The organism is Candidatus Clostridium helianthi, assembly GCF_045310795.1.
In the GTDB taxonomy this organism is placed as follows: Bacteria; Bacillota; Clostridia; order Clostridiales; family Clostridiaceae; genus Clostridium; species Clostridium helianthi.
Genome location: NZ_JBJIAB010000006.1, coordinates 144,238 through 168,916 on the forward strand (window position 1 = coordinate 144,238; position 24,679 = coordinate 168,916).

At 33.4% G+C, this 24,679-nt stretch carries 37 protein-coding genes; all 37 read right to left on the bottom strand.

From position 1 onward, the window contains the following. Window positions 1-80 precede the first annotated feature (80 nt). The 37 genes from rplQ to rpoC all read right to left on the bottom strand — a co-directional run bounded on the left by rplQ (window position 81) and on the right by rpoC (window position 24,665). Entirely contained in the window at window positions 81-422 is a 342-nt protein-coding gene (gene rplQ / locus ACJDTP_RS07055) for a 50S ribosomal protein L17 (RefSeq protein WP_041893475.1), read from the bottom strand. Window positions 423-434: 12 nt separating this feature from the next. Beyond that, window positions 435-1,382, bottom strand: a complete 948-nt coding sequence (locus ACJDTP_RS07060; protein WP_041893472.1) for a DNA-directed RNA polymerase subunit alpha — start codon at window positions 1,380-1,382, stop codon at window positions 435-437. 102 nt (window positions 1,383-1,484) lie between these two features. Continuing rightward, window positions 1,485-2,105 (bottom strand): 30S ribosomal protein S4, encoded by a 621-nt coding sequence (rpsD, locus tag ACJDTP_RS07065; protein ID WP_011967532.1) that lies wholly within the window; start codon window positions 2,103-2,105, stop codon window positions 1,485-1,487. Between the two features lie 30 nt (window positions 2,106-2,135). Then, a complete protein-coding gene (gene rpsK, locus ACJDTP_RS07070; protein ID WP_011967531.1) occupies window positions 2,136-2,531 on the bottom strand; it encodes a 30S ribosomal protein S11 in 396 nt (131 codons plus the stop codon). 15 nt (window positions 2,532-2,546) lie between these two features. Next, window positions 2,547-2,915: a 30S ribosomal protein S13 gene (gene rpsM / locus ACJDTP_RS07075; RefSeq protein ID WP_011967530.1), complete on the bottom strand. Its 369-nt coding sequence runs from the start codon at window positions 2,913-2,915 to the stop codon at window positions 2,547-2,549. 223 nt (window positions 2,916-3,138) lie between these two features. Next, window positions 3,139-3,252, bottom strand: coding sequence for a 50S ribosomal protein L36 (rpmJ, locus tag ACJDTP_RS07080; protein ID WP_003156543.1), 114 nt, complete (start codon window positions 3,250-3,252; stop codon window positions 3,139-3,141). 54 nt (window positions 3,253-3,306) lie between these two features. Continuing rightward, entirely contained in the window at window positions 3,307-3,525 is a 219-nt protein-coding gene (infA, locus tag ACJDTP_RS07085) for a translation initiation factor IF-1 (RefSeq protein ID WP_002582630.1), read from the bottom strand. Window positions 3,526-3,532: 7 nt separating this feature from the next. Continuing rightward, window positions 3,533-3,814 (bottom strand): KOW domain-containing RNA-binding protein, encoded by a 282-nt coding sequence (locus ACJDTP_RS07090; RefSeq protein WP_011967529.1) that lies wholly within the window; start codon window positions 3,812-3,814, stop codon window positions 3,533-3,535. Between the two features lie 87 nt (window positions 3,815-3,901). Beyond that, the gene (map, locus tag ACJDTP_RS07095) at window positions 3,902-4,651 is read right to left on the bottom strand and encodes a type I methionyl aminopeptidase (protein ID WP_023974816.1); all 750 of its coding nucleotides are present in this window, start codon (window positions 4,649-4,651) and stop codon (window positions 3,902-3,904) included. Next, entirely contained in the window at window positions 4,651-5,301 is a 651-nt protein-coding gene (locus ACJDTP_RS07100) for an adenylate kinase (protein ID WP_011967527.1), read from the bottom strand. The genes map and ACJDTP_RS07100 overlap by 1 nt, the downstream gene beginning before the upstream one ends. A gap of 25 nt (window positions 5,302-5,326) precedes the next feature. Then, window positions 5,327-6,625: a preprotein translocase subunit SecY gene (gene secY, locus ACJDTP_RS07105; protein WP_077842560.1), complete on the bottom strand. Its 1,299-nt coding sequence runs from the start codon at window positions 6,623-6,625 to the stop codon at window positions 5,327-5,329. Window position 6,626: 1 nt separating this feature from the next. Next, window positions 6,627-7,067, bottom strand: coding sequence for a 50S ribosomal protein L15 (rplO, locus tag ACJDTP_RS07110; RefSeq protein ID WP_011967525.1), 441 nt, complete (start codon window positions 7,065-7,067; stop codon window positions 6,627-6,629). Window positions 7,068-7,088: 21 nt separating this feature from the next. Next, window positions 7,089-7,268, bottom strand: a complete 180-nt coding sequence (gene rpmD / locus ACJDTP_RS07115) for a 50S ribosomal protein L30 (RefSeq protein ID WP_011967524.1) — start codon at window positions 7,266-7,268, stop codon at window positions 7,089-7,091. 12 nt (window positions 7,269-7,280) lie between these two features. Next, the gene (rpsE, locus tag ACJDTP_RS07120; protein WP_011967523.1) at window positions 7,281-7,778 is read right to left on the bottom strand and encodes a 30S ribosomal protein S5; all 498 of its coding nucleotides are present in this window, start codon (window positions 7,776-7,778) and stop codon (window positions 7,281-7,283) included. 20 nt (window positions 7,779-7,798) lie between these two features. After that, window positions 7,799-8,158, bottom strand: a complete 360-nt coding sequence (gene rplR, locus ACJDTP_RS07125; protein ID WP_011967522.1) for a 50S ribosomal protein L18 — start codon at window positions 8,156-8,158, stop codon at window positions 7,799-7,801. Window positions 8,159-8,176: 18 nt separating this feature from the next. Continuing rightward, window positions 8,177-8,719 carry a 50S ribosomal protein L6 gene (rplF, locus tag ACJDTP_RS07130; protein WP_011967521.1) on the bottom strand — a complete coding sequence of 181 codons (543 nt, stop codon included), beginning with the start codon at window positions 8,717-8,719 and terminating at the stop codon, window positions 8,177-8,179. A 68-nt stretch (window positions 8,720-8,787) separates the two neighbouring features. Then, window positions 8,788-9,186, bottom strand: a complete 399-nt coding sequence (rpsH, locus tag ACJDTP_RS07135; RefSeq protein ID WP_008426597.1) for a 30S ribosomal protein S8 — start codon at window positions 9,184-9,186, stop codon at window positions 8,788-8,790. A 32-nt stretch (window positions 9,187-9,218) separates the two neighbouring features. Beyond that, window positions 9,219-9,404 (bottom strand): type Z 30S ribosomal protein S14, encoded by a 186-nt coding sequence (locus tag ACJDTP_RS07140; protein ID WP_009167825.1) that lies wholly within the window; start codon window positions 9,402-9,404, stop codon window positions 9,219-9,221. 16 nt (window positions 9,405-9,420) lie between these two features. Beyond that, window positions 9,421-9,960, bottom strand: a complete 540-nt coding sequence (gene rplE / locus ACJDTP_RS07145) for a 50S ribosomal protein L5 (protein ID WP_011967520.1) — start codon at window positions 9,958-9,960, stop codon at window positions 9,421-9,423. Between the two features lie 22 nt (window positions 9,961-9,982). Beyond that, window positions 9,983-10,297 carry a 50S ribosomal protein L24 gene (rplX, locus tag ACJDTP_RS07150; protein ID WP_011967519.1) on the bottom strand — a complete coding sequence of 105 codons (315 nt, stop codon included), beginning with the start codon at window positions 10,295-10,297 and terminating at the stop codon, window positions 9,983-9,985. Window positions 10,298-10,312: 15 nt separating this feature from the next. After that, window positions 10,313-10,681, bottom strand: coding sequence for a 50S ribosomal protein L14 (gene rplN, locus ACJDTP_RS07155; protein ID WP_011967518.1), 369 nt, complete (start codon window positions 10,679-10,681; stop codon window positions 10,313-10,315). A gap of 28 nt (window positions 10,682-10,709) precedes the next feature. Beyond that, complete coding sequence (rpsQ, locus tag ACJDTP_RS07160) at window positions 10,710-10,964, bottom strand: 30S ribosomal protein S17 (RefSeq protein WP_011967517.1); 255 nt, start codon at window positions 10,962-10,964, stop codon at window positions 10,710-10,712. Between the two features lie 23 nt (window positions 10,965-10,987). Then, entirely contained in the window at window positions 10,988-11,200 is a 213-nt protein-coding gene (rpmC, locus tag ACJDTP_RS07165) for a 50S ribosomal protein L29 (protein ID WP_009167820.1), read from the bottom strand. After that, window positions 11,200-11,634 carry a 50S ribosomal protein L16 gene (rplP, locus tag ACJDTP_RS07170; RefSeq protein ID WP_008426579.1) on the bottom strand — a complete coding sequence of 145 codons (435 nt, stop codon included), beginning with the start codon at window positions 11,632-11,634 and terminating at the stop codon, window positions 11,200-11,202. Before rplP ends, rpmC begins: the two co-directional genes overlap by 1 nt. A gap of 17 nt (window positions 11,635-11,651) precedes the next feature. After that, entirely contained in the window at window positions 11,652-12,317 is a 666-nt protein-coding gene (gene rpsC, locus ACJDTP_RS07175) for a 30S ribosomal protein S3 (protein WP_011967516.1), read from the bottom strand. 24 nt (window positions 12,318-12,341) lie between these two features. Next, window positions 12,342-12,677 (bottom strand): 50S ribosomal protein L22, encoded by a 336-nt coding sequence (gene rplV, locus ACJDTP_RS07180; protein WP_009167817.1) that lies wholly within the window; start codon window positions 12,675-12,677, stop codon window positions 12,342-12,344. A gap of 20 nt (window positions 12,678-12,697) precedes the next feature. After that, window positions 12,698-12,970, bottom strand: coding sequence for a 30S ribosomal protein S19 (gene rpsS / locus ACJDTP_RS07185; protein ID WP_023974821.1), 273 nt, complete (start codon window positions 12,968-12,970; stop codon window positions 12,698-12,700). Between the two features lie 65 nt (window positions 12,971-13,035). Beyond that, window positions 13,036-13,869 (bottom strand): 50S ribosomal protein L2, encoded by an 834-nt coding sequence (rplB, locus tag ACJDTP_RS07190; protein ID WP_017209698.1) that lies wholly within the window; start codon window positions 13,867-13,869, stop codon window positions 13,036-13,038. A 64-nt stretch (window positions 13,870-13,933) separates the two neighbouring features. Continuing rightward, complete coding sequence (rplW, locus tag ACJDTP_RS07195; protein ID WP_011967513.1) at window positions 13,934-14,230, bottom strand: 50S ribosomal protein L23; 297 nt, start codon at window positions 14,228-14,230, stop codon at window positions 13,934-13,936. Further along, entirely contained in the window at window positions 14,230-14,850 is a 621-nt protein-coding gene (gene rplD, locus ACJDTP_RS07200) for a 50S ribosomal protein L4 (protein ID WP_011967512.1), read from the bottom strand. The genes rplW and rplD overlap by 1 nt, the downstream gene beginning before the upstream one ends. Before the next feature lie 26 nt (window positions 14,851-14,876). Further along, window positions 14,877-15,506, bottom strand: coding sequence for a 50S ribosomal protein L3 (gene rplC / locus ACJDTP_RS07205; RefSeq protein ID WP_077842562.1), 630 nt, complete (start codon window positions 15,504-15,506; stop codon window positions 14,877-14,879). A 72-nt stretch (window positions 15,507-15,578) separates the two neighbouring features. Continuing rightward, a complete protein-coding gene (gene rpsJ, locus ACJDTP_RS07210) occupies window positions 15,579-15,887 on the bottom strand; it encodes a 30S ribosomal protein S10 (RefSeq protein ID WP_002582605.1) in 309 nt (102 codons plus the stop codon). Between the two features lie 456 nt (window positions 15,888-16,343). Then, complete coding sequence (gene tuf / locus ACJDTP_RS07215; protein WP_011967499.1) at window positions 16,344-17,537, bottom strand: elongation factor Tu; 1,194 nt, start codon at window positions 17,535-17,537, stop codon at window positions 16,344-16,346. 187 nt (window positions 17,538-17,724) lie between these two features. Further along, complete coding sequence (fusA, locus tag ACJDTP_RS07220) at window positions 17,725-19,791, bottom strand: elongation factor G (protein WP_077837288.1); 2,067 nt, start codon at window positions 19,789-19,791, stop codon at window positions 17,725-17,727. Between the two features lie 83 nt (window positions 19,792-19,874). Beyond that, entirely contained in the window at window positions 19,875-20,345 is a 471-nt protein-coding gene (rpsG, locus tag ACJDTP_RS07225) for a 30S ribosomal protein S7 (protein WP_017210137.1), read from the bottom strand. A 149-nt stretch (window positions 20,346-20,494) separates the two neighbouring features. Then, window positions 20,495-20,872, bottom strand: coding sequence for a 30S ribosomal protein S12 (gene rpsL, locus ACJDTP_RS07230; protein ID WP_011967508.1), 378 nt, complete (start codon window positions 20,870-20,872; stop codon window positions 20,495-20,497). Between the two features lie 256 nt (window positions 20,873-21,128). Continuing rightward, entirely contained in the window at window positions 21,129-24,665 is a 3,537-nt protein-coding gene (rpoC, locus tag ACJDTP_RS07235) for a DNA-directed RNA polymerase subunit beta' (protein ID WP_077837289.1), read from the bottom strand. Window positions 24,666-24,679 lie beyond the last annotated feature (14 nt).

The window sequence follows — 24,679 nt, forward strand, 5'->3', positions numbered from 1 at the left end:
ATCTCTATAATAAATTAAGTTAAAATTTTATTTTCTATGTCAAAATGGGGATTAAGTTTAAACTTAATCCCCCATTAGTATTATACTAATTCAAGTATTACTATCTCAGCTCCGTCCCCTCTTCTAGGACCTTTTTTAATTATTCTTGTATATCCGCCGTTTCTCTCAGCATACTTTGGAGCTACATTATCAAATAAATTCTTAACAACTAATTCTTCTTGAACATAAGATAATACTTGTCTTCTAGCATGAAGATCTCCTCTTTTTCCAAGAGTAATCATTTTTTCTGCTAATGATCTAGTTTCTTTAGCTCTTGTTTCAGTTGTTTCGATTTTACCATGTTTTAATAGACTAGTAACAAGATTTCTTAGCATAGCTTTTCTTTGGTCTGTAGGAAGACCTAGTTTACGATAACCTGCCATGGATTTACCTCCTTACTCCTCGCTTAGTTTTAGTGCTAAACCTAATTCCTTAAGCTTTCTTTCAACTTCTTCTAAAGATTTCTTTCCTAAATTCCTTACCTTCATCATATCATCCATCGACTTTGTGGCAAGTTCTTGTACTGTATTAATTCCAGCTCTCTTTAAACAGTTATATGATCTAACTGATAAATCAAGTTCTTCTACAGTCATTTCTAGGACTTTTTCTTTCTTATCGTCTTCTTTTTCTATCATTATTTCAACATCATTAGTATTATCTGTTAATGACATGAATAATTTAAAATGTTCAATAAGTATCTTTGCTGATAAACTAATAGCTTCATCTATTTTTATAGTACCATTAGTCCAAATTTCTAAAGTTAATTTATCATAATCAGTAATTTGACCAACTCTTGTATTATCAACAGTAAAATTAACTCTTTTTACTGGTGTATAAATAGAATCAACTGCTATAGCTGAAATAGGCAATTCATCACTCTTATTTTTATTTTGAGTAACATATCCTCTTCCCTTATTAACTGTCAATTCCATATAAAGTCTTCCATCGTTATCTAAAGTTGCAATATGTAAATTCTTATTAACAACTTCAACATCACCATCAGTCTTTATATCTGCTCCAGTAACTTCTCCTGGTCCTTTAGCATCAATATAAATAACTTTTGGACCTTCACCATTCATTCTTAGAGCTAATGATTTGATATTAAGAATTAATTCAGTAACATCTTCTTTAACTCCTTGAACAGTAGAAAACTCATGAAGCACACCATCAATTTTGACAGAGGTTGTTGCAACTCCTGGAAGAGATGATAATAATATTCTTCTTAGGGCATTTCCTAATGTAATACCGTATCCTCTTTCAAGTGGTTCAACAACGTACTTACCATAAGTACCATCTTCATTAGCTTCTATACATTCTATTATTGGCTTTTCGATTTCTAACATTGACAAACCCTCCTTATTTTAAAAATGGCAACCTTATTATGAGGGCAACTGATTCTATATTTGCATATATTGTGATAAATTTCTCTAACAAATATAAATATATTATTTACTGTATAACTCAACAATAAGTGTTTCGTTAACAGGCACATCTATATCTTCTCTTGATGGCTCTGCAACTACTTTTCCTTCATAGTTATCAACATTAGCTTCTAACCATTTTGGTAAAGTTTTTGGATTTTCAACAAAAGTTTTAAACTTTTCACTTGATCTGCTCTTTTCGCATACAGTAATTACATCGTTAACTGAAACATGATATGAACAAATGTCAACCTTTTTACCATTTACTAAGAAATGTCCGTGAGTCACTAATTGTCTTGCCTCATTTCTTGATGAACCATAACCTAATCTATAAACTATGTTATCAAGTCTCATTTCTAGTAATTTAAGTAAGTTTTCACCTGTTATACCTTTAATATGCTCAGCTTTTTCATAATATGTTCTAAATTGGCCTTCTAATATGCCATAAATTCTTCTTGCTTTTTGCTTTTCTCTTAATTGAACACCATAGTTTGATACTTTCTTTTTGTTAGCTCCATGTTGTCCTGGTGCATAGCTTCTTCTAACGAAAGCACACTTATCTGTAAAACATCTATCACCTTTAAGGAAAAGTTTCATACCTTCTCTTCTACATAATCTACATGTAGCGCCAGTATATCTTGCCATTAAATTACACCTCCTATTACTACATTTATATTAGACTCTTCTTCTCTTTGGTGGTCTACAACCATTATGTGGTATTGGAGTAACATCTTTAATCAAAGTTACTTCTAGTCCTGCTGCTTGTAAGGATCTTATAGCTGCTTCTCTTCCTGAACCAGGTCCTTTAACATAAACCTCTATACTTTTTAAGCCGTGTTCCATTGCTACTTTAGCTGCAGTTTCTGCTGCCATTTGAGCTGCAAATGGTGTACTCTTTCTTGATCCTCTGAAACCTAGTGCTCCTGCACTTGACCATGATAAAGCATTTCCTACTGCATCTGTTAAAGTAACTATTGAATTATTAAAAGTTGACTTAATGTGTGCAGCACCATGCTCAACATTTTTTCTTTCTTTTCTTCTTCTAGTTTTCTTAACTGTTTTAGCTGCCATTATCTTCCCTCCTTACTATTTCTTCTTATTTGCTATTGTCTTCTTAGGACCTTTTCTAGTTCTTGCATTAGTCTTAGTTTTTTGTCCTCTTACTGGAAGACCTCTTCTATGTCTAATTCCTCTATATGATCCTATTTCTACTAATCTCTTGATATTTAAAGCGACATCTCTTCTTAAGTCACCTTCAACCATTAAATTCTTGTTGATATAAGTTCTGATTTCATTAACTTCTTCTTCTGATAAATCCTTAACTCTTGTATCTGGATTAATTCCTGTTACAGCTAAGATTTTTTGTGAAGTTGATAATCCTATTCCATATATATATGTTAAACCTATTTCAACTCTTTTTTCTCTTGGTAGATCAATACCTGATATTCTTGCCATTAAAATTTACACCTCCTGATAATTGAAATGTATAAAAGTTGATTTTATAATTTATGATTTATAATTTATAATAAAATTTTAGGTCAATAGACGATTCTATTGCCAGCCGCCCTAAAATTTATTTTTGATTAATTAAACGACTATATAATCATATTTGACTTTTGCTGAAATGTCAATATTATTTACATTTATTTTAATGTAAATAATATTGTAAACTTGATCATTAGCCTTGCTTTTGCTTGTGCTTAGGATTTTCACAGATTACCATTACTTTTCCTTTTCTTCTGATTACTTTGCACTTTTCACAAATAGGCTTAACTGATGGTCTTACTTTCATAGCTAACCCTCCTCATATTACTTTTGTAGTAGATCAATGTAAGTTATATCTACTTTATTTTGCTCTCCATGTAATTCTACCTCTGGTTAAATCATAAGGAGAAAGTTCTACTGTAACTTTATCTCCTGGTAAAATTCTTATGAAGTTCATTCTTAATTTACCTGATATGTGTGCTAGAATCTTATGGCCACTTTCAAGTTCAACTTGAAACATAGCGTTTGGTAAAGATTCTAATACCGTACCTTGCATTTCTATAACATCATCTTTTGACATAAGGTAATCAACCCTCCTTAACAATGCCTCTAAGCTTTAGGAATCTCTTAATCTTTAAATTAGTACTCTTATCGCATGAGTTTATTAATGATAATAATTCATCATCTACATCTTCTAAAATACTTAAGTGTTTAATTTTTTTCTTCTTAGGCATCTCAATTAATTTTGTATCTCCATTAGCTAGTAATACATAATCATCATCTATCTGCCTAACAACAACATATAAGTGATCTTTATCTCTTCCTGCTTTTGAAAGTACTACTTTTCCAATCAAGTCATTGTTTTGCAAATTTTTCACCTCTATGATTACCTTAGTATAAATTAACACTACCACAACGGTATTATGCAAATTTATAACTAAGCAACACTCTTTATTCTACTTAATCAGTGTTAATATTTCAGGTCCATCTGATAAAATTGCAACTGTATTTTCATAATGTGCCGATAAAGAAGAATCCGCTGTTACAACTGTCCATCCATCTTTTAATGTCTTAACCTTATAAGTACCAGCGTTAACCATAGGTTCTATTGCTAACACCATACCCTCCAGTAATTTCGGACCTCTACCAGACTTTCCGAAATTAGGTACATTAGGATCCTCGTGAACTTTTCGCCCAATCCCATGACCTACAAAATCTCTTACAACTGAGAAACCTGCTGCTTCTACGTAGCTTTGTATCTCATGTGATATATCAGTTAATTTATTTCCTTGTTTTGCAAACTTTATACCTTGGAAAAAACTTTCTCTTGTTATATCAATTAATCTTTGAGCTTCCACTGAAACTTCCCCTACAGAGAAAGTTCTTGCAGCATCTCCATGGAATCCATCAAAAAACGCCCCACAGTCAATACTAACTATATCGCCTTCTTTAAGAACATATTCTCCTGGGAATCCATGTATTACTTGCTCATTTACTGAAATACATAGTGACGAAGGAAAACCATATAAGCCTTTAAATGAAGGTTTTGCTCCATGCTTAGTTATAAATTCTTCTGCTATTCTATCCAAATTTGCAGTTGTTACTCCGGGTTTTACCTCTTTTTCAAGCAATAGCAATGTTTCTCCTACTATTCTACCTGCTTTTCTCATTATGGCTATTTCATCATGATTCTTTACAGTAATCATTATTTGTTGTTCCCCAACAATTCACATATTCCTCTGAAAACTTCATTAATAGCTTTTGTGCCATCTACTTCTGAAAGCAAGCCTTTTTCACCGTAAAATTCAATTAGCGGTTGTGTTTCCTTCTGATATACATCAAGTCTTTCCTTTACAGTCTCAACTGTATCATCTTTTCTCTGTATAACTTCACTTCCACACAAATCACATTTTCCTTCATTTGTTGGAGGATTAAATTTAACATGATAACTTGCTCCGCATGATGGACATACTCTTCTACCAGTCATTCTTTCTAGAATAAATTCATTAGGTACCTTTATAAGCAATGCGGTATCTAATTGTTCATTCTTATCTACAAGAAAGTTGTTAAGAGCATCAGCTTGAGCCACAGTTCTAGGAAAACCATCTAATAAATATCCGACCTTACAATCGTCCTGTTGCAGTCTATCCTTAACCATATTAATTGTTACTTCATCAGGAACTAATTGTCCGTTATCAATATAACCCTTTGCTTCTATTCCTAAGGGAGTGTTTTCAGAAATATTCTTTCTGAAAATATCACCTGTAGAAATATGTGGTATTGAATATTTATTGCTAATTGATTTAGCCTGTGTTCCCTTTCCAGCTCCAGGAGGACCTAGTAATACTATCTTCACTGGCTTCATCTCCATTTATTCTAATCTATTTAAGAAATCCTTTATAGTGCCTAACTACCATTTGTGATTCTACTTTTCTAGTAAAATCTAACGCAACATTTATAACAATTAATAATCCAGTTCCTGAAAAAGCTATATTTTGAAATTGTGTATAATTTTGTATCATAACTGGAGTTACAGCTAATACCGCTGCTAATATACCTCCAATAAAAGATAGTCTGTTTAAAACTCTTTCAAAATATGTTGTGGTTTCTTCACCTGGCCTTACTCCAGGCACAAATCCTGCCGATTTATGCAAATTCTCAGACATTTCATCTGGTTTAAATGTAATCTGAGTATAAAACCAATTAAAGAATATTGTCAGTACTGCATATAGTACCATATACATCCAACTCTTCTGATTAAAGATAGATGTAGGATTATTTAATATCCATTTTGCCCACTCTTTTTGACTTTCACCTGCTCCACCAAATAATGTAGCAATAGTTTTTGGAAAATCCATTACAGACATAGAAAATATAATAGCAAGAACTGCCGATCCAATTATACTTAATGGTATATGTGTTGATTGTGATTTAACCATATTACTATTGCCTGATGCAAATTTACCAGCATACTGCACAGGTATCCTTCTTTCTGATAAAGAAAAATATAGTATAGTAGCAAGTAGAAATACAGTAAATACTCCAAATAGTACAATTTCCACAATACTTGCACTTCCTGCTTGCTGAAGTGTCATCATTGAAGCAATTGTTGCTGGAACTCTCGAAATTATATTAACGAATATTAGTATTGAAGTACCATTTCCAATGCCCTTAACTGTAAGTTGATCACCCAACCACATACAAAATGTTGTTCCAACCACTAGTGCAAAAACAACAATAGTTTTTTGGATTGCAGTTAATCCAACTGTAGCTCCACTACTTGAAATTGTTGCAAAAATTCCATAAGCTAAGATAAAAGCTATTCCAAGAGATACATAACGTGTTGCATTTTGTATCTTTTTTCTGCCAGTATCTCCTTCTTTTGATAGTTGTTCCAATTGTGGGATAGCAACAGTTAATAATTGAATTATTATTGATGCATTAATGTATGGCATAACTCCTAATGCTAATATACTGGATCTGCTAAAAGCTCCTCCAGAAAGCATATCATAAAATCCTAATAGTCCACCAGACTGAGATAGATTTTTTAAAAAATCAGAGTTAATTCCAGGAAGAGGAATATGACTTCCCATCCTGAAAACTGCAACTAATAATACTGTCCATAAAATCTTTTTTCTAAGTTCAGGAACTTTGAATGCATTGCTTAAAGTTTGAAGCACTTTACATCACCTCAACTTTTCCCCCAGCTGCTTCAATCTTTTCTATAGCAGACTTAGAGAACTTACATCCTTTAACCGTTAAGCTTTTTTCTAATGTTCCGTTTCCAAGAATCTTTACTCCATCCAAAACTTTACTTACAACTCTTCTTTCAAGTAATAATTCTGGAGTAACTTCAGTACCATTTTCAAAGATATTTAATCTGTCAAGATTTATGCTAACAATCTTCTTTGCAAAAATGTTTGTAAAACCTCTCTTAGGAAGTCTTCTATATAAAGGCATTTGACCGCCTTCAAAACCAGGTCTTACGCCACCACCTGATCTTGCATTTTGACCCTTTTCACCTTTACCAGCATTTCTTCCTAATCCAGAACCAGTACCTCTACCAATTCTTTTAGGTGCTTTCTTGCTACCTGCTGCTGGTTTTAATTCGTGAAGTTTCATATTCAGTGCACCTCCTTGTTTTTATACTTCTTCTACTTTTAATAGATATTCAATCTTTTTTATCATACCTTGAACTTGAGGTGTTGCCTCAGGTTCTACTGTTTTTCTTATCTTTGTTAGTCCAAGAGCATTTGCAGTAGCGATATGGTCTTTTTTTCTACCTATTAAGCTCTTAACTAATGTAATTCTTAATTTAGCCATTGCAATATCTCCTTAACCTAATATTTCTTCAACAGATTTGCCTCTTAATTTAGCTATATCTTCTACTGTTCTTAAGCTAGCTAATCCGTTTATTGTTGCATTTACCATGTTATTAGGATTATTTGAACCTAATGATTTAGCTCTAACATCCTTTAATCCTGCTAATTCAAGTACTGCTCTTGCTGGACCTCCAGCAATAACTCCTGTACCTTCTTTAGCTGGCATAATTAGAACATTTGCAGTTCCGAACTTACCATTAACTTGGTGAGGAATTGTTGTTCCTACCATTGCAACGCTTACTAAGTTCTTCTTAGCATCTTCTATTCCTTTTTTTATTGCTTCTGGGATTTCGATTGACTTACCCATTCCAACGCCAACGTGTCCGTTCTCGTCTCCGACAACAACTAGAGCGCTGAATCTGAAGTTTCTACCACCCTTAACAACCTTAGTAACTCTGTTTATGAAAACAACCTTTTCTTTAAGGTCTAGTGTACTAGGATCGATTCTCATTTATTTCCCTCCTTGTTTAATTAGAATTTCAAGCCAGCTTCTCTAGCTGCTTGTGCTAATTCTTGAATTCTTCCGTGATATATGTATCCGCCTCTATCAAATACCACTACGTCAATTCCTTTTTCTATAGCTTTTTTAGCTACTAATTCACCTACAAGTTTAGCACCTTCTTTGTTTCCGCCTTTTGCAGCAAAATCTTTTTCTAAACTTGAAGCAGCTACTAATGTAACACCATTTATATCATCAATAACTTGTGCATATATATTCTTTTCACTCTTAAATACTGAAAGTCTTGGTCTTTCCGCAGTTCCAAAAACTTTTTTACGAACTCTAAGGTGACGTTTTTCTCTGCTCGCCTTTTTGTCTACCTTTTTGAACATAAAACTCACTCCTTTCTATTATTTCTTACCAGTCTTACCTTCTTTACGTCTGATCACTTCATTTTCATACTTAATACCTTTACCCTTATATGGTTCTGGTACTCTCCATTTTCTTATATCCGCTGCAGCAAATCCAACTTTTTCTTTGTCGATTCCACTAACTATTACTCTAGTTGCAGCTGGAGTTTCAAATGTGATTCCGTCAATAGGTTCAATTTCAACTGGATGTGAATATCCAAGGTTCATTACAAGCTTTTTGCCTTGTAATTGAGCTCTATAACCAACACCAACTAAATCTAAAGTTTTTTGGTACCCTTGTTTTACTCCAATTACCATATTATTAATTAATGCTCTTGTTAAACCGTGAAGAGCTCTGTGATCTTTTTGTTCACTATGTCTAGTAACAATTACTTCATTGTTTTCAACAGCTATGCTAATATCTTTATGCATAGTTTTAACTAATTCACCTTTTGGTCCCTTAACTGTAACTAAATTGTCTGGTGTTACAGTAACAGTTACATCAGCAGGAATAGCTATTGGTAATCTACCTACTCTTGACATAATTGCACCTCCTGTATTATTTTAAAATTGCATTTTACAATTTTATATAGTTTAATTTATCTGAGATATTACCAAACGTAGCAGATTACTTCTCCACCTAATCCGTTCTTTCTAGCTTCTCTATCTACCATTATTCCATTTGAAGTTGAAACAACAGCGATACCTAATCCATTAAGAACTTTTGGTACCTCGTCTTTCTTGCAATAAACTCTTAATCCTGGTTTAGAAATTCTCTTAATACCAGTTATAACTCTTTCTTTATTAGCTCCATACTTAAGAGATAATCTTAACATTGGAACAACTCCATCGTTATATTCATTTATTTCTTTTATATAACCCTCTTGTAATAATATATTTGCAATTTCCTTCTTTACGTTTGAAGAAGGTACTTCTACCACTTCATGTCTTACAGCATTAGCATTTCTTACACGAGTTAATAAATCTGCTATAGGATCTGTCATAACCATTTAATGTGCCTCCTTTCGTTACATCGTATATCTTACCAACTTGCTTTTCTACAACCTGGAATTTCGCCCTTATAAGCAAGTTCTCTAAAACAAATACGGCATACTCCATATTTTTTTAATACAGCATGTGGTCTTCCACATATTCTACATCTTGTATAAGCTCTTGTCTTGTATTTAGGAGTTTTGCTCCACTTTTCAATAATAGCCTTACGTGCCAATGTGTTTCCCTCCTTATTATTGAGCGAATGGCATTCCAAGGAATCTTAATAATTCCCTAGCTTCTTCGTCAGTGTTAGCTGTAGTAACGAAGATTATATCCATTCCTCTAACTTTATCTATCTTATCATATTCTATTTCTGGGAATATTAATTGTTCTTTAATTCCTAATGAATAATTTCCTCTACCATCGAAAGCTTTGCTAGAAACTCCTCTGAAATCTCTTACTCTTGGTAGTGCTATGCTCATTAGTTTATCAGCAAATTCAAACATGTTAGCTTTTCTTAGAGTAACTTTACATCCTAATGGCATATTTTCTCTAATTTTAAAGTTAGCTACAGACTTTTTAGCTCTTGTTAATACAGGCTTTTGACCTGCTATTAAAGTCAAATCATTAACTGCTGATTCTAGCACTTTTTGATTTTCCTTAGCTTCTCCAACTCCCATGTTGATTACTATCTTTTCTAGCTTTGGTACTTCCATTATGTTTTTATATCCGAACTTTTCAATCATAGCTGGAACTACTTCTTTTTGATATTTTTCTTGAAGTCTTGTCATATTAGTTACCTCCTTTCAAAATCTAGAATGTTTCTCCGCATTTTTTACATACTCTAACCTTAGTACCATCATCTAAAACTTTGTTACTAATTCTAGTCGCATTCTTACATTTGTTACAATATAACATAACTTTTGAGCTGTTGATTGCTGCTTCTTTTTCAATTATAGCGCTTTCAACTTGACCCTTATTAGCTTTTTGATGTTTTTTAACTATATTAACTCCTTGAACAAGAACTTTTCCTGTCTTTGGATACGCTTTTAACACTTCACCAGTTTTGCCTTTATCTTTTCCAGATATAACAATAACTGTATCATTCTTTCTTACATGTATCTTCAAGTTGGCCACCTCCTCTTATAGAACTTCTGGTGCTAATGATAAAATTTTAGTGAATTCTTTATCTCTTAGCTCCCTAGCAACAGGTCCAAAGATACGAGTTCCTCTTGGTTGCTTATCATCTTTGATTATAACTGCTGCGTTTTCGTCAAATTTAATATATGAACCATCAGCTCTTCTTACACCTTTTACTGATCTAACTACAACTGCCTTTACAACATCACCTTTTTTAACAACTCCACCTGGTGTTGCACTTTTAACGCTAGCAACTATAACATCGCCGATATTACCAAACTTTCTTTTAGATCCACCTAATACTCTGATACACATAATTTCCTTTGCACCTGAATTATCTGCAACCTTTAATAAGGTTTGTTGTTGTATCATTAAATTACCCTCCTTTCAGTTTTAAAGCTTATTTAGCCTTTTCAACTATTTCAACAAGTCTCCATCTCTTATCTTTAGATAAAGGTCTAGTTTCCATTATTGATACTCTATCATTAATTTTAGCTTCATTATTCTCATCATGTACTTTAAACTTTGTAGTTCTATTAACTGTCTTACCGTATAATGGGTGTCTAACCTTAGTTTCAACTGCAACTACAATAGTTTTTTCCATTTTATCAGAAACAACCCTACCAATTCTTTTCTTTCTTAATGATCTTTCCATTAGGGCTTACCTCCTTCCAACTTTTATTGTTCCAATGCTTTTAATTCTTCTTCTCTTAAGATGGTTTTTATTTGGGCTATAGATTTCTTAACTTCTCTTATTCTCATTGGATTTTCTAATTGTCCTGTAGCTAATTGAAATCTTAAATTAAATAACTCCGCTTTAAGATCGCCCAATTTAACTGTTAAATCTTGAGGATTGCTTGATTTCAATTCTTTTAATTCTCTAGCCTTCATTATTCTTCACCACCCATTTCCTCAAAATCTCTTTTTGAAACAAATTTTGTTTTTACAGGAAGTTTATGTGAAGCAAGTCTCATTGCTTCTCTTGCAGTTTCTTCTGGTACTCCTGATAATTCAAATAGTACTCTACCTGGTTTAACTACTGCAACCCAGTATTCTGGTGATCCTTTACCTGAACCCATTCTTGTTTCAGCTGGCTTTTCTGTAACTGGTTTATCTGGGAAAATCTTTATCCAAAGTTTTCCACCTCTTTTAATGTATCTATTGATAGCAATTCTGGCAGATTCAATTTGGTTACTTGTTATCCATCCACAAGTTAGCGCTTGGATTCCGTAATCACCATAAGCTAAGAAATTACCTCTTGTAGCTTTACCTTTCATTCTACCACGTTGCACCTTACGATGTTTTACCCTTTTAGGCATTAACATGATCTATTCCTCCTTTCCTATGCGTTAGCCTCTTCCTTTTCTACTTTCTTAGTTGGAAGAACTTCTCCATTATAAACCCAAACCTTAACTCCGATTTTTCCATATGTTGTATCTGCTTCAGCAAATCCATAATCGATATCAGCTCTTAATGTTTGTAGTGGAATTGTTCCTTCATGATAATGTTCAGTTCTTGCTATTTCTGCTCCACCTAATCTACCAGAACAAGCAGTTTTTACACCTTTTATTCCGTGTTTCATAGCTCTTTGCATTGTTTGCTTCATAGCTCTTCTGAATGAAATTCTTTTTTCTAATTGTGCAGCAATATTTTCAGCCATTAATTGTGCATCAGCTTCTGCACTTTTAACTTCAACTATGTTTATTAAAACATTCTTATTTTCAACGAATTGAGTTAATTTATTTTTTAAAGCCTCAATTCCAGATCCACCTTTACCTATTATAACACCAGGCTTTGCTGTATATATGTTTAATTTTACTCTTTTAGCAGCTCTTTCAATTTCAATTTTAGAAATACCTGCAGAAAAAAGTTCCTTTTTCACAAATTTTCTGATCTTGTTATCTTCTATAAGATTATCAGCAAAGTTTTTCTTGTTAGCATACCATTTTGCGTCCCATCCCTTGATAACACCTACTCTAAGGCCATGAGGATTTACTTTTTGACCCACTTGCTTTTCCCTCCTTTTATCTTATTAAGCTCTTTCTTTAACAACTACTGTTATATTGCTTGTTTTCTTTAATATTTTAAATGCTCTACCTTGAGCATGAGGTTGGAATCTCTTTAATGTTGATCCTTGACCAACGAAACACTCTGAAACATATAAGTTATCAGCATTCAATTCCAAATTGTTTTCTGCATTAGCAACAGCTGATTTTAAAACTTTATTTATAACTACCGCTGCTTCTCTTGGAGTATATTGTAAAATAGCAAAAGCTTCGTTAACTTGTTTTCCTCTTATTAAATCAAGAATTACTCCTACCTTTGTTGGAGACATTCTAATATATTTTGCTATAGCTCTAGCTTCCATTTATGATCCTCCTTTCCAGGCTATCTTTTTGATGTTTTATCGTCATGACCTTTATAAGTTCTAGTTAATACAAACTCACCTAATTTATGGCCAACCATATCTTCTGATATATATACTGGTACATGCTTTCTTCCATCATGAACAGCAATTGTATGACCTATGAATTGTGGAAAAATTGTTGAACTTCTTGACCAAGTCTTAACAACCTTTTTTTCTCCATTACCATTCATTTCTTCTATTTTCTTAAAAAGTCCCTCATGAACAAAAGGTGCTTTCTTTGTTGATCTACTCACTAATATGCCTCCCTTCATAAACACTAAGGTCTAAGTTGTGAAGAGAACTTACTATTCTCCTCAAACTACTTAGCTCTTCTATCTTTGATAATAAATTTATCTGAATATTTCTTAGTCTTTCTAGTTTTGTATCCAAGTGCTGGTTTACCCCATGGAGTAACTGGACTTGGTCTACCAACTGGAGACTTACCTTCACCACCACCATGAGGGTGATCATTAGGGTTCATTACAGATCCTCTAACTGTTGGTCTCCATCCCATATGTCTCTTTCTACCAGCTTTACCGATATTAACAATATCGTTTGTTGCATTAGAAAGTGTTCCTATTGTAGCTCTACATTCGATTCTTACATATCTCATTTCACCTGATGGTAATCTAAGAGTTGCATAATCTCCTTCTTTAGCCATTAATTGAGCTGATCCACCTGCTGCTCTAACTAATTGACCACCTTTACCTCTTTGTAACTCTATATTGTGAATAACTGTACCTACTGGTATGTTCTTTAATGGAAGTGCATTACCAGGTTTGATATCAGCATTAACTCCAGACTCTATTACATCTCCAACTTTTAATCCTGCAGGCGCAAGAATATATCTCTTTTCTCCATCGCTATATATAACAAGAGCAATATATGCTGATCTGTTTGGATCATATTCTATAGTTGCAACCTTTGCTGGGATTTCATCTTTATTTCTTTTAAAGTCTATTATTCTATATTTTCTCTTAACACCGCCGCCACGATGTCTAACAGTAATTTTACCTTGAGCATTTCTACCCGCTTTACTCTTTAATGCAACAAGAAGTGACTTTTCTGGTTCTTGTGAAGTTATTTCTTCAAAAGTTGGCATAGTCATTTGTCTTCTTGCTGGTGTAATAGGGTTAAACTTTTTAACTGCCATTTAAAATTCCCTCCTTCTTCAAGCTTCTCTGGTGTTGATCACCAATAATGGCTTTATTCTACTATTATTGCATTCCCTCGAAGAATTCAATTCCATTGCTTTCTTCAGTTAATGTAACTATAGCTTTCTTGTAATCTGATCTCTTACCTACATGTACGCCCATTCTCTTAGTTTTACCTAAGCCGTTTATAGTGTTAACAGATTCAACTTTAACATTGAAAACTTCTTCCACAGCTCTCTTTATTTGAGATTTATTAGCATCAACATGAACTATGAAAGTGTACCTTTTTTCGGCCATAGACGCCATACTTTTTTCAGTTATGATTGGCTTTCTTATTATATCATGGCTTGTTAATTTCATTATGCGTACACCTCCTCAATTTTTGATACAGCATCTTTAGTTATGATTAATTTTTCATATTTTAATAAATCATATACATTGATGTTGTTTGCAGGAATAACACTTATTCCTTGAATGTTTCTTGCTGACTTATAAACAACTTCATTTGATTCAGCTGTTATAATTAATGCTTTATTAGCTTCTAAAGCCTTTAGCATTTCTATCATGCTCTTAGTTTTTGGTGCTTCAAAATTTAACGAATCAAGAACTATCATTTGATTATCTTGAACCTTGCTAGTTAAAGCAGATTTCATAGCAACCTTTCTCATACTCTTTGGAACTGAAACTCTGTAGTCTCTTGGCTTTGGTGCGAATACAATTCCACCTTTGATCCATTGTGGTGATCTGATAGAACCTTGTCTTGCTCTTCCAGTACCCTTTTGTCTCCAAGGCTTGATTCCGCCTCCTCTAACTTCAGATCTAGTTTTAGTTGATTGAGTTCCTTGTCTTTTGTTAGCTAATAATGCAACTACTACTTGGTGCAATGCATATTCATTAATTTCTGCTGCAAATACATTTTCATTTAATTCCATATCTGCAACTTTATTTCCTTCTTTATTAAATACTCCTACTGTAGGCATTTTATTTCCTCCTTTCTTCAAAGAAATTAAGCTCTAACTGTATCTTTAATTACTACTGTACCTTTATTAGGTCCTGGGATTCCACCCTTAATTAGTATTAAATTCTTTTCAGCTATTACTTTAACAACTTCTAAATTAAGTACTGTTGTATTTACAGATCCCATATGTCCTGGCATTCTCTTGTTTTTGAATGTTCTAGACGGATCTGATGAAGCTCCCATTGAACCTGGTGCTCTATGGAACTTAGAACCATGAGTCATAGGTCCTCTTTGTTGATTCCATCTTTTAATTGATCCTTGAAAACCCTTTCCCTTAGATACTGCAGATACATCAACTTTATCTCCTGCTCCAAATACATCAGCTTTTATTTCATTTCCAACTTCGTATTGACTTATATCGTCAAGTCTAAATTCTTTAAGAGTTCTTCTTAAAGTAGCTCCAGCCTTAGCAAAGTGACCTTTTCTTGGCTTGTTAGCTAATTTTTCTCTTATTTCATCGAAACCAACTTGTATTGCTTCATAACCATCATTTTCTAATGTTTTCTTTTGAACAACAACACATGGGCCAGCTTCTACTACAGTTACAGGAATCACTTTTCCTTTTTCATCAAAAACTTGTGTCATTCCAACTTTTCTTCCAATTATAGCTTTTTTCATGTATTTACACCTCCCAAACTAATTAGCGGACTGTTAACAATCATAACTAGCCGTTTTATATTATTTCCAGTACTAAAGCTTGATTTCTATATCAACACCCGCTGGAAGATTTAATCTCATTAATGCATCAACAGTTTTAGGTGATGGATTAACAATATCGATTAATCTCTTATGAGTTCTTATCTCAAATTGTTCTCTTGAATCTTTGTACTTGTGAACCGCTCTTAATATTGTAACAACATCTTTTTCAGTTGGTAGTGGAACTGGCCCTACAACCTTAGCTCCTGATGTTTTTGCAGTTTCAACAATTTTTTCAGCTGATTGATCTAAAATTGTATGATCAAAAGCCTTTAATCTAATTCTTATTTTTTGCTTTGACATTTCATTTCCCTCCTTTTATGTACGTTTTACTTCTAACGCACAACAGCGGCTATTCTGTAAACTGTTCCAGGTGTTTCGTGATATCCAAACTTAATACAGAATCCCTGTCGTCGGATTCTAGATCCAAACTTACTCATCAAGAATTACCCGGAAGTCCGGCAACCTCTTGAATCCTCGCTGTATGCTATGCAACTTCTTAATTATACTATTGTTATATTGTCTTTTCAAGCTTTTTTTTACATTTTCCTATTTTTTTTTAATTCCTGATATTTGGTGATTTTTTAATTATCTTTACTAAAACTTTTATATCATTTTGTCATAATTTATTTTCGGATAATAAATAAATATTTGTGATAACAATCTGATTTCATTATGAAATACTAACTAAATTATACAATTCATAAAATAAAAGCAAGGAAATTATACCTTGCTTTTACTGTCAAATATAAATGTATCTTATTCTACTATTTTAGTAACAACTCCAGAACCTACAGTTCTTCCGCCTTCTCTGATAGCGAATCTTAATCCTTCATCCATTGCGATTGGAGTGATTAATTCAACATTCATATCAATGTGATCTCCAGGCATTACCATTTCCATTCCGTCTGGTAATTTGATTGATCCTGTAACGTCTGTTGTTCTGAAGTAGAATTGTGGTCTGTATCCATCGAAGAATGGAGTATGTCTTCCGCCTTCTTCTTTCTTAAGTACGTATACTTGACCTACAAATTTAGTATGAGGATGTACTGAATTTGGTTTTGATAAAACTTGACCTCTTTCAATATCAGTTCTTTGAACTCCTCTTAATAATGCTCCAATGTTATCTCCTGCTTGCGCTTCATCCAATAACTTTCTGAACATTTCGATTCCAGTTACTACAACTTTCTTCTTTTCTTCTGTTAATCCAACGATTTCTACTTCATCTCCTACATGAAGTACTCCAGCTTCAACTCTTCCTGTTGCAACTGTTCCTCTTCCTGTAATTGTGAATACATCTTCGATTGGCATTAAGAATGGCTTATCTGTTGCTCTTTCTGGAGTTGGGATATAGCTATCTACTGCTTCCATTAAATCCATGATTGGCTTAATTGCTTCTTCATCTGTTGGATTTTCTAATGCTTTTAATGCTGATCCTGTTATTACTGGAATATCATCTCCTGGGAAGTCATATTCGCTTAATAATTCTCTAACTTCCATTTCTACTAATTCTAATAATTCTGGATCGTCTACCATATCTGCTTTATTTAAGAATACTACGATATATTGGATACCAACTCTTGATCCTAGTAGTATATGTTCTCTTGTTTGTGGCATTGGACCATCTGCTGCTGATACAACTAAGATAGCTCCATCCATTTGTGCTGCTCCTGTGATCATGTTCTTAACATAGTCAGCATGCCCTGGACAGTCAACGTGCGCATAATGTCTGTTTTCTGTTTGGTACTCAACGTGTGCTGTATTGATTGTGATTCCTCTTTCTTTTTCTTCTGGAGCCTTATCAATATCTGCATAGTTAAATGCTTCTGCAAATCCTTTATTTGCTAATACTGTTGTGATTGCTGCTGTTAATGTTGTCTTACCATGGTCTACGTGACCTATTGTTCCAATATTAACGTGTGGCTTACTTCTTTCATACTTTGCTTTTGCCATTATAATTTTCCTCCCTTGATAGACATAATTTAAAGAATCTTTTCGTAAATATTATAACTTATAGATATTTTAATATCTATATTTATTATTCAAGTTTTTTACCATATTATATAAAAATTATTAAAACACATTATATGTTCCATAAAATAATTTAATATACAATATGATAAAAACTTTATATTACTCTTTATTTAGCTCTGCTACCTGCAATTTGTTCTTGAATATTCTTTGGAACTTCATCATAGTGATCAAATACCATTGAGTAAACTCCTCTACCTTGAGTTCTAGATCTTAAAGTAGTAGCATATCCAAACATTTCTGATAATGGAACAAACGCTCTGATAACTTGCGCTCCATTAAGAGCTTCCATACCTTCCATTATACCTCTTCTTGAATTGATATCTCCGATAACATCTCCCATGTATTCTTCTGGAACTGTTACTTCAACTTTCATCATTGGTTCAAGAAGTACAGGGCTTGCTTTAGACATTGCATTCTTGAATGCCATAGAACCTGCTATTTTAAATGCCATTTCAGATGAGTCAACTTCATGGTATGAACCGTGTACTAACTTAACTTTAAAGTTAATAACATTATAACCTGCAATTATACCATTTTTAGATGCCTCTTGAATACCTGCATCGATTGCTGGAATATATTCCTTAGGAATAGCTCCTCCCACGATAGCATTTTCAAATACATATTCACCTTCGGTTGGTTCCATTTCAATTACAGCATGACCGTATTGTCCTTTACCACCTGATTGTTTAGCATATTTAGCTTCTGCTTTAACAGCTGATCTAATTGTTTCCTTATAAGCAACCTGAGGTGCTCCAACATTACATTCAACTTTAAATTCTCTTTGAAGTCTATCAACAATTATTTCTAAGTGAAGTTCTCCCATACCTGCAATAATTGTTTGGCCTGTTTCTGTATCAGTCCAAGTCTTGAAAGTAGGATCTTCTTCTGCTAGTTTAGCTAATGCCAATCCCATCTTTTCTTGAGCATCTTTTGTCTTTGGCTCAATAGCTACTCTTATAACTGGTTCTGGGAATTCCATTGCTTCAAGAATTATTGGACTATTTTCTGCACATAAAGTATCACCTGTTGTAGTGTTCTTTAAACCAATTACAGCACCAATTTCTCCTGCTTCTAACGATTCAACTTCTGATCTTGAATTTGAATGCATCTTAACAAGTCTACCAATTCTTTCCTTCTTACCTTTTGTTGAGTTAAGAACATAAGAACCACTTTGCATTACACCAGAATATATTCTTGTAAATGCTAACTTACCAACAAATGGATCAGTTGCTATTTTAAATGCTAAAGCTGATAATGGTTCAGAGTCTGAAGAATTTCTATGATCATCTTCTCCATCTAATGTTGTTCCTTTAATTGCTGGAACATCTAATGGTGATGGTAAATAATCTACAACTCCATCAATCATTTCTTGAACACCTTTGTTTTTGTATGAAGAACCACAAATACAAGGATATATTTCATTAGCAATTGTAGCTTTTCTTAAGGCAGTCTTTAATTCTTCAACTGTAAGCTCTTCGCCTTCTAAATATTTTTCCATTAATTCTTCATCTGTTTCAGCAATAGCTTCTATCATTGCTGCTCTGTATTCTTCAGCTTGATCAGCATATTCAGCTGGTATAGCTTCTTCTCTCATATCTTTTCCAAGATCATCATAGAATATAAAAGCAACATTCTTTATAAGATCAACCATTCCTTTAAAGTCTTGTTCGCTACCTATTGGAATTTGAATCGGAACTGCATTTGCTTTTAATCTATCTTTAACTGTTTGAATACATCTAAAGAAATCAGCACCTGTTGCATCCATTTTATTTACATAAATCATTCTTGGCACGCCATACTTATCTGCCTGTCTCCAAACAGTTTCAGTTTGTGGTTCAACACCGCTCTTTGCATCAAGAACTGTAACAGCTCCATCAAGTACTCTTAATGATCTTTCAACTTCAACTGTGAAGTCTACGTGACCAGGAGTATCTATAATATTAAGTTCATGTTCTTTCCAGAAACATGAAGTTGCTGCAGAAGTAATTGTTATACCTCTTTCTTGTTCTTGAACCATCCAGTCCATTGTAGCTTCACCATCATGAACTTCCCCTATTTTGTGACTCACGCCTGTATAGAACAATATACGTTCAGTAGTTGTTGTCTTACCAGCATCTATATGAGCCATTATACCGAAGTTACGGAATTTATCTAAAGGATATTTTCTAGCCATTTATTTGTCCTCCTCTCAATGAGTAAAATATAATTTAATTTGACAAAACTGCCTTAGCATAAGCCAAAACAGTTTTATAGATATTAGTATCTGTAATGAGCAAATGCCTTATTAGCTTCTGCCATTTTATGAGTATCTTCTCTCTTCTTAACAGCTGCTCCTGTATTATTAGATGCATCTAATAATTCACCAGCAACTCTTTCACTCATTAGCTTTTCGCCTCTTTTTCTAGCTGCTATTAACATCCATCTTATTCCTAATGTCTGTCTTCTTTCTGGTCTAACTTCGATTGGAACTTGATAAGTAGCACCACCTATTCTTCTAGCTTTAACTTCTAGTAATGGCATTACATTGTTCATAGCTTCTTCAAATACTTCTAAAGCTTCTTTTCCACTTCTTTTTGCTATTAATTCAAATGCTTCATAGCATATCTTTTGGGCTACACCCTTCTTACCATCTTCCATTATACTATTTATAAATTTAGTAACAACCTTTGAATTGTATACTGGATCTGGTAATACGTCTCTTTTTGCGATATGTCCTTTTCTTGGCACTTTTCTTCCCTCCTTAACATTTTAAATTTAAGTTCATCGGTACTCGGTATTTTTCATACCGTAAAGTGCTACATCTTTTACATCTATATAAACTCAAAATAAAATCTATAATTTCTGTTGAAGATAAGCACTATTCTTTGTTAAAATTCCTATTTTTTCTTAGGTCTCTTAGCACCGTACTTTGATCTTCCTTGTAATCTGTTAGCTACTCCAGCGCAGTCTAGTGCACCTCTTACGATATGGTATCTAACACCAGGAAGGTCTTTAACTCTTCCACCTCTTATAAGAACAACACTATGTTCTTGTAAGTTGTGACCTACTCCACCAATATATGCAGTTACTTCAAATCCATTTGTTAATCTAACTCTGGCAATTTTTCTTAACGCTGAGTTAGGTTTTTTAGGAGTTGTTGTTTTAACTACTGTACATACACCTCTTTTTTGAGGACACTCTTTAAGTGCTGGTGCAGTTGATTTAACTACTGCTGTTTTTCTGCCTTTTCTTACTAATTGGCTAATAGTTGGCATTTTTTCACCTCCTGAAATTTATTTATCTATTTTAAAATTAAGATAAACACTAATTTATCAAGTTATATGAGTTAGTATATCATACAACTTATCAAATATACCTAAATTTTACACAATAAATCAATATCCTATGTATTAAGCTATAAATTTACTTTTATAAAATGATATATTGACATTAATTTGTGTGATTTCACATTTAAAATCACACAAATTGTATTTTATCATTTAATTTTGCACATGTCAATATAATACATGCTTATTCTTCAACAGTTTCTCCAATAGTTTCTTCAACTAATTCACTATCTGTTTCCACCTTTAAAGATCTATATCTCATCATTCCAGTACCAGCTGGAATAAGCTTACCAATTATTACATTTTCTTTTAATCCAACTAAAGGATCAACTTTTCCTTTAATTGCTGCTTCTGTTAGAACTCTTGTCGTTTCTTGGAACGAAGCTGCTGATAGGAAACTATCAGTTGCTAATGCTGCTTTAGTTATACCTAGTAGAGTTTGTTCTCCTTTTGCTTCTTCTCCACCAAATTCTCTTACTCTAGCATTTTCTTCATAGAAATCAAACATATCAATCATAGTTCCTGGTAATAGATCCGTGTCACCTGAATCAACAATTTTTATCTTTCTAGTCATTTGTCTAACAACAACTTCTAAGTGTTTATCATTAATATCAACACCTTGTAGTCTATAAACTTTTTGAACCTCTGAAAGTAAGTATCTTCTCGCTCCATCTATTCCTTTTATGCTCATTATATCATGAGGATTTACTGAACCTTCTGTGATTTCATCTCCAGCTTCAACATAATCACTTTCATTAACTCTCAATCTTGATCCAAAAGGTATATCGTAGCTACGTTCTTCTCCATCGGCACCCATAACTATTACTGTTCTTTTCTTTTTAGTTTCTTCTATTCTCGCAGTACCAGCAATTTCACTTACTATTGCAAGCCCCTTCGGTTTTCTAGCCTCAAATAGCTCCTCAACTCTAGGTAAACCTTGAGTAATATCTGCTCCTGCAACTCCACCAGTATGGAATGTTCTCATTGTAAGCTGTGTTCCTGGTTCTCCAATTGACTGAGCCGCTATTATTCCAACAGCTTCTCCAATATCAATCTTTTTAGCTGTCGCCATATTCATACCATAACACCTAGCACATACACCAACTTTACACTTACAAGTGAATACGGATCTAATCTTCACTTTCTTAATTCCTGCAGAAACTATCTTGTCAGCGGCATATGGATCCATATATTCATTCTTTGGATGTAATACATCCCCAGTTTCTGGATCAACAATATCTTCTGCTGTATATCTACCAATTAATCTTTCTCTTAATTCCTCGATAACTTCGTTACCTTCTTTAATTTCACTTACAAATATTCCTTCATCTGTACCACAATCTTCTTCTCTTACGATAACATCTTGTGAAACATCAACAAGTCTTCTAGTTAAATATCCAGAATCCGCAGTCTTTAAGGCTGTATCTGCATTACCCTTTCTAGCTCCATGTGTTGACAAGAAATATTCTATTACATCTAATCCTTCTTTAAATGATGCCCTTATAGGTAACTCTATAATCTTACCTGATGGACTAGCCATAAGACCTCTCATACCAGCTAGCTGCTTGATCTGAGATTTCGATCCTCTGGCTCCTGAATCAGCCATCATGTATATCGGATTAAATTTATCAAGACTATCCATTAATGCATTAGCTACATCTTCAGTCGTCTGAGTCCATTTTTCTATAACTCTTTCATATCTTTCCTCATCGGATATGAAGCCTCTCTTATACATCTTTTCAATTTTTTCTACTGTTTCATCTGCTTCCTTAAGTAAATCATATTTTACTTTAGGAACTATTATATCTGAAGAAGCAACTGTTACAGCTCCAATTGATGAATAATGGTATCCTAACGCCTTAATATTATCAAGCATTATTGATGTCTTTACTGGACCATGTTTCATATAACATTGATCGATAATCTTTCCTAGCGATTTCTTAGTAATTAAGAAATCAACTTCAAGATTAAATGATTCTTCTTCATTTTCTCTATTTACTAATCCAAGATTTTGTGGAATTGATTCATTAAATATAATTTTTCCAACAGTAGTTTTAATAATCCTAGATTTTATTTCCCCATCGACTTCTCTAAACATTCTAACATTTATTTGAGCATGTATGTCAATTTCTTTAACTTCATATGCCATTATAGCTTCATCTTTGCTTGAGAATGTCATTCCATCGCCTTTAGCTCCATTTTTATCCATTGTTAAATAGTATGATCCAAGAATCATATCTTGTGTAGGTACACAAACCGGCTTACCATCTGATGGTTTTAAAATATTTGTTGCAGCTAACATTAAAAATCTAGCTTCAGCTTGAGCCTCTACTGATAATGGAAGATGGACAGCCATTTGGTCTCCATCGAAGTCAGCATTATAAGCTGTACATGCTAATGGATGAAGTTTTATTGCTCTACCTTCTACTAATACAGGTTGGAACGCTTGAATACCAAGTCTATGCAGAGTAGGTGCACGGTTAAGTAATACTGGATGATCCGCAATGACTTCTTCCAATACATCCCATACTTGTGGTAATACTCTCTCAACCATTCTCTTGGCACTCTTTATATTATGAGCTATTCCATCTTGTACAAGCTTTTTCATAACAAATGGTTTAAATAATTCTATTGCCATTTCCTTAGGAAGTCCGCATTGATACATTTTAAGTTCTGGACCAACAACAATAACTGATCTACCTGAGTAGTCAACTCTCTTACCAAGTAAGTTTTGTCTAAATCTACCTTGTTTACCTTTTAACATATCCGAAAGAGATTTTAAAGGTCTATTTCCTGGTCCAGTTACCGGTCTGCCTCTTCTACCATTGTCAATAAGAGCATCTACTGCTTCTTGAAGCATTCTTTTTTCATTTCTTACAATTATATCTGGAGCACCTAAATCTAATAACTTCTTTAATCTGTTATTTCTGTTTATTACTCTTCTATATAAATCATTTAAATCAGATGTTGCAAATCTTCCTCCATCTAATTGAACCATAGGTCTTAAATCCGGTGGAATTACTGGTATAACATTTATAACCATCCACTGTGGATCATTACCTGATTTTCTAAATGACTCTACAACTTCTAGTCTTCTAATTATTCTAACTTTCTTTTGTCCTGAACTTTGTTTTAATTCTTCTTTAAGTTCTTTTGAAGAAGTTTCTAAGTCAATTTCATTTAGCAAATCTTGAATTGCCTCTGCTCCCATACCTGCTACAAAGCTTTCATCACCATATTTATCTACAGCTTCTCTATATTCCTTTTCATTAAGAAGTTGTTTCTTTAATAATGGTGTTTCCTTAGGATCTATCACTATATAAGATGCAAAATACAGAACTTTTTCCAAAGCTCTTGGCGACATATCTAAAATCAATCCCATTCTTGATGGAATCCCCTTAAAATACCAAATATGAGATACTGGGGCAGCTAATTCTATATGCCCCATTCTTTCTCTTCTTACTTTAGCTTTTGTGACTTCAACTCCACATCTATCACAAACTATCCCTTTATATCTAACTCTCTTATACTTTCCACAGTGACATTCCCAATCTTTCATTGGTCCAAAAATTCTTTCACAGAATAAACCATCTCTCTCTGGTTTTAAAGTCCTATAGTTAATAGTTTCTGGTTTTTTAACTTCTCCTCTTGACCACTGTCTTATTTGCTCTGGAGATGCTAAACCAATTTGTATTGCATCAAAATTATTTAATTCAAACAAGGGTAAATCCTCCC